Source organism: Photobacterium galatheae, assembly GCF_000695255.1.
Lineage (GTDB): Bacteria > Pseudomonadota > Gammaproteobacteria > Enterobacterales > Vibrionaceae > Photobacterium > Photobacterium galatheae.
Genome location: NZ_JMIB01000037.1, coordinates 73,572 through 84,073, shown reverse-complemented (window position 1 = coordinate 84,073; position 10,502 = coordinate 73,572). Strand labels below are relative to the sequence as shown.

Below are 10,502 nucleotides of genomic sequence, written 5' to 3'. Positions count from 1 at the left end.
GACTGGGGCTTTTTTACATTACGGGGTTTGAAATCCGCCCTGCGACCGGACGAGTCCCGGTTGTGTGCGACTCTATCCGTCCACCATTTCTTCAAGAAACCGAGTCAGTCATGGCTGGATTTTGTGTTATCCGGGGGGATATCTGCTACGGATCGAAAGCTTGAGGTTTCTACCGTTCTAAAATTCAGAACCTGAACTTCAACCTGAAACGGTGTTTTCTTACCTGGTTACAATTTCGTGGTGTTTGACCTTGTCTTGTGTTCCGGGCTGTGAGAGGTTTAGCGTCACTTTTTCTGAAATGGTAAAAACAAAACACCATGAGTTTTTTCTACGAGCGGAAAGAAGCCGCAGATGCAGTGACCATTACACTGAAACCGCATTCTCTGTACCTGATGCTGGGGATGCTGGCTGTTTGGCTGGGGAATGATTTGATTTTAAAGTCAGCGCCAATGGCACAAATCGTCATGCCAATCTTTATTGTGTTTATGGTGATTCGATTTTTTGCTTTGGTGCGTATCCAGCGTGAAGTGCTGATAGCAATGAAGCAAGGGCGAGTGGAAACCCAGGGGAGCAAGTTTTCTTTTAAGAACCCCTTCTGTTACAGAATTAACAAAGCGCAGGACTCTGCTGCTTCCTAAGTTTCAATCGAGTAGCCGCGTGGATAAGCGGCTATTCTTTCCTACCAGGACAGAGCTTCTGTAGCCGATGGTGGCTTATTCCCTGCGTGATAACAGGCATAATGATTGTGTTGTTATCGACGATGAGAAACCTATGCCAGCGTTCAATTGGAAACCTCTGTTATTTGCCTGTTTGATTGTCAGTATTGGCCAGTTGGGTCTTGGCCTAGTGTTTCCTTTGCTTCCCTGGATTGGGAATGATCTGGCGTTGACTTCAGATCAGACACAATTGCTCATCGCTGTCTATTTGTTGGGTTTTGGGCCTTCGCAGCTGATTTATGGGCCATTATCGGATGTGCTTGGCCGCCGATTGGTCTTACTGGCTGGTGTATTACTCGCACTATTCGGTGTCGCCGTTGTAATTTTTTTGGCTGACTCGTTCAATGGACTGCTAGCTGGCCGCTTTATTCAAGGATGTGGGGCAGGCAGTGTCTCCGTGCTGGCCAGAGCGATGATCCGTGATAGTTACCAGAAACAGAATCTTGCGAAGGCACTGACTTGGCTGGCGATTGTAGCCGCTTTCACACCGATCATGGCACCTGTGATTGGCGGGATGGTCAATCATTACCTGGGCTGGTTGTCAGCATTCTTCCTGTTATTTGGTTATATCACACTGATCTGGATACTGCTCTTGGTCAGTTTCCGGGAAACATTAAATAGCGCAAGACAGCCACCGTCAGTGAAGCGGTTAGTTGTCAGTTACGTTTCTTTATTTCGTGAACGTCATTTCATCACCTTTGCCGGGATTGGCTGGATCAACTTTGCCGTGGTGATACTGGCAATCTCAATGATGCCTTATATCATGCAGGTTCAGATCGGCATGACTTCGGAACAATACGCCATCTGGGCGATGATTCCTGCTTGTGGTTTTCTTTGTGGCGGTTTGCTGTGTCAGCGTTTACGTCCTTATTTAGGCACGGCACGCATGTTACAGCTGGCACCATTGATGCAGATATTGTCAGCAGCAGTCTATATTTTTGCACCGTTGGATCCGCTCTGGATGTCACTGGCACATTTTCTGCTGGCAGTGACCAATGGTATCGCCTTTCCTTGTGCCCAGTCGATGTTATTGACTCCCTATAGTGACAAATCCGGCACTGTCTCTGCTTTATCGGGGGCTTGCCAAATGATGGTGGCTTCACTGGTCAGTCACGTCTTACTCCAACTGGGAATGAGTCAGTCCTGGTATCTTGGAACCGTGCTATTGGGGGCCTCTTTTTTGGGCATCGTGCTTGTGAATCTGGGCATTCGAAGTGAGTCCGGCCGGCAGGCTTCCGCTGAACTCAGCCAGCCCTAATGGTCATTCTTAATACATGGCCGCCAAATCACAGAGAATCTTCCATACTTAAGACACAGATTTGCAGTTGGCTGAGGAGGTTGTATGCGTCAGCTCATCTGTATGATGGCTGCTTTGATGATCGCCGCGTGTGTCAGTCAGTATGAATCAGAACTGTCCCAACACGGTGAATGGCAGGAACTGGGGGCGTATCATGGCGAATATGGCTATCAGGAATGGGATAAGAAGCGCCTGGATCGCTTAGGCGTGTTGTCAGAATCGGACTATGAAAAATATCGCGCCGGTTATCTGCAAGGCCGATATGAATATTGTACCGGTAAGAAAACAGTGACGACGGCGATCAATCCGGCGTATCCCGATGAGTGTAAGCAGGACGCCAGTCAGTTTGGTCTGGCGGAGCGCGGTTACTGACAGAACCGGAAAGCCGATAAAAAGAAAGGCTGCCATGAGCAGCCTTTTTGATGATTCCCGAAAAGACGCTTCAGCAATCAGTTATTGCTGTGTAGCTCGCTGTTCAGTTCAACCGCAGTCTTGTTGGTCAGACACTCAATGGTGCCCGTTACTGAGTTCCGGCGGAACAGCAGATCAGATTTTCCTGCCAGATCACGTGCTTTCACGGTTTCGACGACATTGCCGCTTGAATCCAGCATCGTGACTTTCGTGCCGGCGGTCACATACAGACCTGATTCGATTGTACAGCGGTCGCCCAGCGGGAAGCCCAGACCTGCGTTTGCACCCAGCAGGCTGTTTTCACCGATAGAAATGACCACTTTACCGCCGCCACTCAGGGTACCCATAATCGAAGCACCGCCACCGATATCTGAGCCGTTGCTAACCACAACACCGGCAGAAATACGGCCTTCGACCATGCTGACACCGGTTGTTCCGGCATTGAAGTTAATGAAACCTTCGTGCATGACCGTGGTGCCTTCACCCACGTGCGCGCCCAGGCGAACACGGGAAGTATCCGCAATACGAACACCGGCAGGCACGATGTAATCGACCATTTTCGGGAATTTGTCGATACAGTCGACACTCAGAACTTGGCCATTCAGACGGGCTTCCATCTGACGCTCTGCCAGCTCAGGCAGATCGATAGGTCCCTGATTGGTCCAGGCAATATTGTGCAGCAGACCAAAAATGCCATCCAGTACCAGACCGTGCGGTTGAACCAGACGGTGAGAAATCAGCTGGAGTTTCAGGAAGCCTTCGGCAACGGAAGTCGGTGCTTCGTCAGTTGCCAGAATCACCAGTACCAGCGGCTGGCTCGATTGCGCTGCTTTTTCAGCAAAACCGGCACTGGCTTGTTCACTGTGAGCTGCAAATGCACCTGCCAGTTCAGCCGCCTGCGCCGGTGTGACTTCAATGGCCTGATTCCCATTTTTGTAATCAGCGATTTGCGCGATGGTATCAACCAGAGCCTGAGCTGGGTTCAGCAGTGGTGTCGGGAAGAAGGCTTCAATGATTTTGCCGTCGCGGTTTTTGGTCGCGGTACCCAGGGCTAAAGAAAATGTGGCCATGGTGAAATGGTCTCCATATCAAAGGGGAAAAGACTGTCAACAGCAGGCAGTCTGTTTGATGATTAAAAATTTCAGATATCCCATCATAAAGAGACTGAACCGGATATTGAAGGGGAAATCTGTCATTCATAGAAAAATGACTGAGAAATGCTGAAAACCTAGGGTTATCCTCATAGAAAGTCAGTCTTTTTGCATAAAAATTTGGCACAAAAAAACCTCCTTCAGGAGGTTTTTCAACTGCGTTTCAGCAGGATGACGATCAGGCCGCTTCGCTTTCTGCGTCGTCTTCTACCGCTTCAGGCTTGGCAGGCTTTTTCTTCGCAGCAGGTTTGGCTTTTTTAGCTCCCAGTGCGACCAGAACTTTCTCGCGTTCCTGAGCCAGGAACAGCGCCAGTTCTTCCTGTTTGGCTTCGTCTTCAAGCAGTTTACTTTCACTCAGAACCGCAAACAGCTCGTCAGCCATATCCAACATTTTATCGTAGGCATCAGCTTCAGATTTAGAGGTAAAAGTCATCTTCTCTTCTCCGTTGCGCTCTACTACATATTTGACGATAACAGCCATGGTCACCCTCTCCCGATATTGATTAACTGGTTTTTTATACAGTAGGATAGAGCCAGAGTCCAGTTCTGATTCCGGAGAGAAGGAGTTCTTGTGAGCGTGAGAGAAAAATTTGATCAAATTTATGCCCGTGCCGTTGACCGTAAAGGGGGTGAGTCGGCATTGGAAAGTCTGCTGAGTCACCCGCTGACCCCGGCAGAACTCAAAGCGATTCCGGACGATCGCTGGCTGGCTGCGTTGACACAGAAAGTATTTCAGTCCGGCATGAGCTGGAAAGTCGTTCGTCAGAAATGGGACGGCTTCGAATCGGTATTCTTCGGGTTTGATATTGAGAAGCTGTTGCTGGTGCCGAATGAGATGTGGGAGCGTAAAGCAACGGATCCGGCCATTATTCGTCATCTCGGAAAAGTCATGACGATCCCTGAGAACACCTACATGATCCACCGGGCAGCCAAAGAACACGGTTCTTTTTCGGCCATGGTCGCGGACTGGCCGTCGGAGGATATCATTGGACTGTGGAAATATCTGAAAACCAAAGGTAAACGTCTTGGCGGGAATACCGGCCCTTATACATTGCGGGTGATGGGAAAAGATACTTTTATTCTCAGTCAGGATGTCGAAGCCTACCTGCGAAATACCGGGGTTATTGACGGTGGCCGGGACACCCAGCGCTCGTTGACTGCTGCACAGGCAGCATTTGATGCCTGGCAGCAGGAATCAGGACGGCCTTTATGTCAGATCAGTCAGATCATTGCTTTCAGTGGCGGGGATAACCGGGTCTGAGCCCGGTTGCCAGCGCTGACAGAAGTCTATAAATGCGGCGAGCAGCGGGCTGTTGTATTTGTCTTGGTGATACAGCAGCCAGTACTGCCGCTCTTTGGGCAGCCTGAAAGGTAGCTCGGCAACCCGATTTTCCTGAACTGCGTGGCAGACGGCGCGCCGGGAGAGGCAGGTGATGCCTAATCCTGCGGCAACGCTGTTGATGATGGACTCAGTGGTATTTAATTCGAACGCCAGTCGCCAGTCTGTGACTTCCGGTGCAATCTGGTTGAGGAAGTAATCGCGTGTCCCGGAACCGGATTCTCTCAACACCCACTCGGTCTGTGTCAGATCGGTAAAAGTCAGTGTCTTGTGTTGCCGCAGCGGATGGGCCGGATGGCAGATTATCACCATCTCATCTTTCAGCCAGGGCTGACTGATCAGTGCCGGTTGATTGACCTGACCTTCCACCAGCCCGATATCCAGTTCAAAGTCGCGTAGTTTCTGGCAGATGCTGGCGGTGTTGCCAATCAGCAGTGATTGATCCTGATGACCGGTCTGTGTTCGGAAATCCCGTAACAGGAATGGGGTTAGCTGGTTACCGACCGTATCACTGGAGCCGATCGCCAGATGTCCGGTCAGCGGACCGTCTTGTTCAAACAACTGCTCAATACTATGGGTGCGATGCAGTAATTCATCGGCAAGTGGCAACAGGCGCTTGCCGTGATAGTTCAACGTCAGCCGGTTGTGGTACCGGTCAAAGAGGGACTGACCCAGTTGTTTCTCCAGTTCCGCAAGCGCCATGCTGACGGCGGGTTTGGTCAGGTAAAGACGTTCAGCCGCAGCCGTGATAGTTTTCTCCTGCGCGACGGCAACAAAGACCCGGAGCTGCTTCAGGGCAATATTCATGGCGGACCATTTCTTGAAGTGACTTGAATAAGTTCAGTTAAATTTAACCTATCTTTCAATTTATTCAATTATTCTAAACCTATGCATCTCAGTACACTGTCTCTATCGATAAAAAGAAAAATAACTGAACAGAGAGAGTAAGCTGATGCGCCGACACTGGAAACACCGAATTGCAGCCATGCCGACCCCTATGGCTGGTCTGGCACTGGCGATTGCCAGCCTCGGCTGGTGCTGGGAGAATGCGCTGCCTTTTCATGGTCTGGCGCAACTGGGCAGTGCCGCGATCGCTGCCCTGATGCTGCTGGGACTGGCGGTTAAATTTGCACTGCATCCGCAATTGCTCTGGCAGGATCTGAAACACCCGGTGGTCGGGAGTGTCGTGCCAACATTTTCTATGGCGGTGATGGTTGTGTCTCATGCACTCGGCCCGTTTGCACCGTCGTTCGGACAGGGACTCTGGCTGGGGGCAGTGGTGATGCACCTGATCTTTCTGGCCTGTTTTGTGTATCACCGTTTTTCCGGTTTTTCGCTGCATCACATGGTGCCCAGCTGGTTTGTACCGCCGGTTGGCATCATTGTGGCCGATGTGACTTTCCCGGGCGGCATGATGGGGCCGCTTGCGCATGGTTTACTGGTCTTTGGTCTGAGTGCCTATGCCCTGATGTTGCCGGTGATGCTGTATCGGCTGATTTTGGGTCATGAAGTGCCGGATGCCGCCAAACCGACCATTGCGATTCTGGCGGCCCCAGCCAGTCTGTCTCTGGCCGGATATCTGACGATGGCGACTCAGCCTTCGGTGCTGATGGTCGCTTTGCTGGCGAGCATTGGTCTGCTGATGACGCTGGTGATTTACCTGGCTTTCTTTCGTTTGTTGCGTCTGCCGTTCAGCCCGGCGTATGCCGCCTTTACGTTCCCGATGGTGATTGGGGCTACAGCACTGTATAAAACTGCGCACTGGATGAGCACTCAGCCGCTGCTGTCAGCTTATACGGAGCAGGTACACATGCTGGCACTGGCTGAGCTTTTTATCGCCACTGTGGTGGTGGGGTATGTGATTGTGCGTTATCTGACGTTTTATTGTACCGCCCGCCGACCACTGAGCCGTCCGGCGATGTAACGGATGAAACCGAAAGGGCGGTGGCTGTCACAGCTGCCGCTGTTTACACCCTGCAAGCCTTGGTAGACAATCGTGATCATTCTTGTCTGATAGCGAGCCTGATGCGTGTTTACTGTCTACCATTCCAACCAACTGGACCTGCTGAAATCGCTGCTGGTTGAGCTGGTCCGCCGTGACCCGCTCTCTGATCCTTTTATTCCTGAGCAGATTCTGGTGCAAAGCCCGGGTATGTCGCAGTGGCTCAAACTGGAGCTGGCGCAGTCGTTGGGTGTCGCGGCGAACATTGCTTTTCCGCTGCCGGCGACCTTTATCTGGGATATGTTCACCAAAGTGCTGCCGGATGTGCCGGCGCGCAGCGCATTCAATAAAGAAGCCATGACCTGGTCGCTGATGAAGGTGCTGCCGGGATTGCTGGAACAACCGGAATTTTCGCCGCTGAAGCGTTATCTCGCCGACGATGACGATCAGCAGCGCCGCTATCAGCTATCGGCCAAAATTGCCGATATTTTTGACCAGTATCTGGTGTACCGCCCGGAATGGATTCAGGCTTGGGAATGCGGCGTGATCGATCCGGAACTCACTGCGGAACATCCCTGGCAGCCAATGCTCTGGCAGGCGCTGTACGCGCATATTTTGTCGCAGGGGCAGTCGAAGTATCACCGGGCTAATCTTTACGAAGATTTTATTGAATCCCTGAATCATGCGGCGCAGTCCGGGACCCCTTTGCCGGACACGCTGCCCAAGCGGTTGTTTGTGTTTGGTATTTCAGCTTTGCCACCGCGCTATATGGATGCTCTGGCCGCGCTGGGTCAGCACATTGATGTGCATCTGATGTTCACCAACCCATGTCGTCATTACTGGGGCGATGTCCGTGACCGCAAATATCTGGCACGCCTTGCAGCCAGGCAGCGCCAGCAGGTGATCTGGCGCGATGAACACAGTGAATCTGTGGGAGATGTGAGTGTGCTGAAAGGCTCGCTGGAACAGAATCTGGTGGACGAAACCCATCAGGAAGCCGCGGTCGGCAACACGCTGCTGGCCTCACTGGGGAAACTGGGGCGCGATAACCTGTACCTGATGTCTGAACTGGAAGCCTTTGAAGTCGATGCCTTTGTGGATATCCCGGCTGACAGCCTGCTGCATGCGATTCAGTCTGATATTCTGCTGCTCGAAGACCGGGTGAATGATCAACTACTGGCCGACAGTCAGCACAAGATGCCGATGAGTGCCGAGGATCGTTCACTGTCTGTTCATGTCTGCCACTCGCCGATGCGGGAGGTGGAAGTGCTGCACGACAATTTGCTGGCGATGCTGGATGCCAACCCTGAACTCTCACCGCGCGACATCGTGGTCATGGTCGCGGATATCAATGCTTACAGCCCTTACGTTCAGGCGGTTTTTGGCAATGCACCGGCAGAGCGATATCTGCCTTTTTCGATTTCAGACCGCAGCGCCGATCAGGAAAATCCGGTGTTGCTGGCGTTCCTGCGACTGCTGGATCTGCCAAACAGCCGCTGCCATGCCTCAGAACTGACGGAAATGCTGGAAGTGCCGGCGATCATGCGCCGATATGGCCTGGATGCGGAACGCTTTCTTCAGGTGAAAGGCTGGATTGAAGAAGCGGGCATTCGCTGGGGGCTGGATGGCGACACCGCTCGTGAGTTCGCACTCCCGGATCAGAAACAGAATACCTGGCTGTTTGGTTTGCAGCGCATGCTACTGGGTTATGCCATGCCACAGCAGGCCGGACTCTATCAGGGAATGCTGGCCTACGATGAAGTGCAGGGCATGGAGGCAGAACTGGCCGGACAGCTCAGTGTTTTTGTCGAGCAACTGATTCATTATCGGAAGGTGCTGAATCAGCCCCACTCAGCCAGCGGCTGGTTTGCGGTACTGAACCAGTTACTGGACGATTTTTTTGTCGTGGATACGGAAGGGGAGCTGGTGCTTCGGCTGATCCGCGAGAAATTGCAACAACTGGAACAGCAGCTCAAAGATGCCGGTTACGGCGACAGCCTGAGTCCGGCCATCATGCGTGACTACCTCAATGACAAACTCAGTGGTGAACGGATCAGTCAGCGCTTTCTGGCCGGACAGATCAACTTTTGTACTCTGATGCCGATGCGTTCCATTCCGTTTCAGGTGGTCTGCCTGCTGGGGATGAACGATGGCGTTTATCCGCGCACGATTGCTCCGGAAGGCTTTGATCTCATGGTTGGCCGCCAGCGTGCGGGTGACCGGTCTCGCCGTGATGACGACAGATATCTGTTCCTCGAAGCCATGCTCTCGGCCCAGCAGCAGCTGTATATCAGTTACGTCGGTCGGTCGATTCAGGATAACAGTGAGCAAATGCCGTCGGTCCTGCTGAGTGAATTACTGGAATACTGCCAGCAGGGATTCTGTCTGGCCGGCGATGAAGCCCTGCCGCCGGACGATTCAGCGGCCCGGTTACTGCAGCAGCTTATCCGTCACCATCCGCTGACGCCTTTCAGCCCGCAGGCATTTTGGGGAACAACGCCAAGTTATGCGGCGGAGTGGCTTTCGGCTGCCCGTCGGGAATCGGTTGCTCAGGAGGATTTTCTGGATCAGCCACTGGCACCGGTTGCGCTGGAGGCGCTGGCGGAGTCATCCGGCACGTCTGCGGTGATGGAGCTGGCGGAACTACAGCGTTTCTGGCGTTTACCGGCTCAGTATTTTTTCAACCGTCGGCTGAAGGTGTACTTTCAGGCAGCCGAAGGTGCCATGGCGGATGATGAGCCCTTCGCGCTGGATGGTTTACAGAGTTACCGGCTGCGCGAAAACCTGCTGATGACACTGCTGGAAGCCAAAGAGCAATCGAAGGATTTGTCTGAGGCACTGGCACAGTTTCAGGCCCGGCAGCAGGCTGCGGGCAGTCTGCCGATAGCAGCCTTTGGTGAACTGACGCTGGCGCAGGAAAAGCAGCAGATTCTGCCCTTGGCTGAGCAGGTCTCAGCCCTGCTGGCCACCCGAATGGAAGACCCGGAAATTGACCTGTCGCTTGAATCATCAGCAGGGAATCTTCGCTTGCAGGGGTGGTTGCGGCACTGTACCGCAGAAGGGTTACTTCATTTCCGGCCGGGCAAAATCCGGGCTCAGGATATACTTCAGGCCTGGATGGAACATCTGGCACTGGCGGTTCAGGGAGCCCCGGTGGCCACTCATCTGCTCGGCATTGAGACTCATCTTCGGATCAAACCCGTTGATGCGGAATATGCCCGTAAGCAGCTGACGGTGTTGATCGACGGCTATCTGGCAGGCCAGTCAGCCCCGCTGCCTTACTTTCCGCGCACGGTGCTGTCAGGGCTGGAAGCGCTTCAGGATAAAAGCGGCAACTGGCTGACGGATGAGGACAGCCTGGCGAAAGCGCAGAAAAAAATGGCGGCCGCGTTCAGCGACAGTTATTTGTTCCGCGGTGAGGGCAGCAATGTTTATATTGCACGTGTCTGGCCGGAATGGCAGGACGATCTGGCGGCTGACGTGATGACATGGGGTGAGCAAGTGCTCAAACCTGTGTTATTGCATCTGGAAGCGGTTGATTAGGGAAGAAGAGCGAGGTGGCCGCCGGCAAAATCATTATGAGGTGTAGGGTGTTCACCGGTCGGCCACAAGGTCCAGAGGTAGACCAAATTTCGTGGCTGCGATA

At 52.9% G+C, this 10,502-nt stretch carries 9 protein-coding genes; 6 read left to right on the top strand and 3 right to left on the bottom strand.

Translation table 11 applies throughout. The features are described from left to right. Window positions 1–317 precede the first annotated feature (317 nt). The 3 genes from EA58_RS17865 (at window position 318) to EA58_RS17855 (ending at window position 2,385) form a co-directional block, all read left to right on the top strand. Window positions 318–638, top strand: coding sequence for a hypothetical protein (locus EA58_RS17865; protein ID WP_036756022.1), 321 nt, complete (start codon window positions 318–320; stop codon window positions 636–638). A gap of 133 nt (window positions 639–771) precedes the next feature. Beyond that, a complete protein-coding gene (locus EA58_RS17860; protein WP_036756020.1) occupies window positions 772–1,974 on the top strand; it encodes an MFS transporter in 1,203 nt (400 codons plus the stop codon). An 84-nt stretch (window positions 1,975–2,058) separates the two neighbouring features. Next, on the top strand, window positions 2,059–2,385 hold the full coding sequence (locus tag EA58_RS17855; RefSeq protein ID WP_036756018.1) for a DUF2799 domain-containing protein: 327 nt from the start codon (window positions 2,059–2,061) through the stop codon (window positions 2,383–2,385). 77 nt (window positions 2,386–2,462) lie between these two features. On the opposite strand, the gene dapD is transcribed toward EA58_RS17855, so the two are convergent. Further along, on the bottom strand, window positions 2,463–3,494 hold the full coding sequence (gene dapD, locus EA58_RS17850) for a 2,3,4,5-tetrahydropyridine-2,6-dicarboxylate N-succinyltransferase (RefSeq protein ID WP_036756016.1): 1,032 nt from the start codon (window positions 3,492–3,494) through the stop codon (window positions 2,463–2,465). A 259-nt stretch (window positions 3,495–3,753) separates the two neighbouring features. After that, window positions 3,754–4,056, bottom strand: coding sequence for a YebG family protein (locus EA58_RS17845; RefSeq protein WP_036756014.1), 303 nt, complete (start codon window positions 4,054–4,056; stop codon window positions 3,754–3,756). A gap of 90 nt (window positions 4,057–4,146) precedes the next feature. Between EA58_RS17845 and EA58_RS17840 the strand changes: the two genes are divergently transcribed. Continuing rightward, the gene (locus EA58_RS17840) at window positions 4,147–4,836 is read left to right on the top strand and encodes a DNA-3-methyladenine glycosylase I (protein ID WP_036756012.1); all 690 of its coding nucleotides are present in this window, start codon (window positions 4,147–4,149) and stop codon (window positions 4,834–4,836) included. Here EA58_RS17840 and EA58_RS17835 read toward each other — a convergent pair. Beyond that, window positions 4,783–5,721 carry a LysR substrate-binding domain-containing protein gene (locus EA58_RS17835; protein ID WP_051642185.1) on the bottom strand — a complete coding sequence of 313 codons (939 nt, stop codon included), beginning with the start codon at window positions 5,719–5,721 and terminating at the stop codon, window positions 4,783–4,785. The genes EA58_RS17840 and EA58_RS17835 overlap by 54 nt on opposite strands. A gap of 145 nt (window positions 5,722–5,866) precedes the next feature. Between EA58_RS17835 and EA58_RS17830 the strand changes: the two genes are divergently transcribed. Together EA58_RS17830 and recC are read left to right on the top strand one after the other, a co-directional pair. Next, complete coding sequence (locus tag EA58_RS17830) at window positions 5,867–6,838, top strand: TDT family transporter (protein ID WP_036756010.1); 972 nt, start codon at window positions 5,867–5,869, stop codon at window positions 6,836–6,838. Window positions 6,839–6,943: 105 nt separating this feature from the next. Continuing rightward, window positions 6,944–10,399: an exodeoxyribonuclease V subunit gamma gene (gene recC / locus EA58_RS17825; protein ID WP_036756009.1), complete on the top strand. Its 3,456-nt coding sequence runs from the start codon at window positions 6,944–6,946 to the stop codon at window positions 10,397–10,399. Window positions 10,400–10,502: the final 103 nt, after the last annotated feature.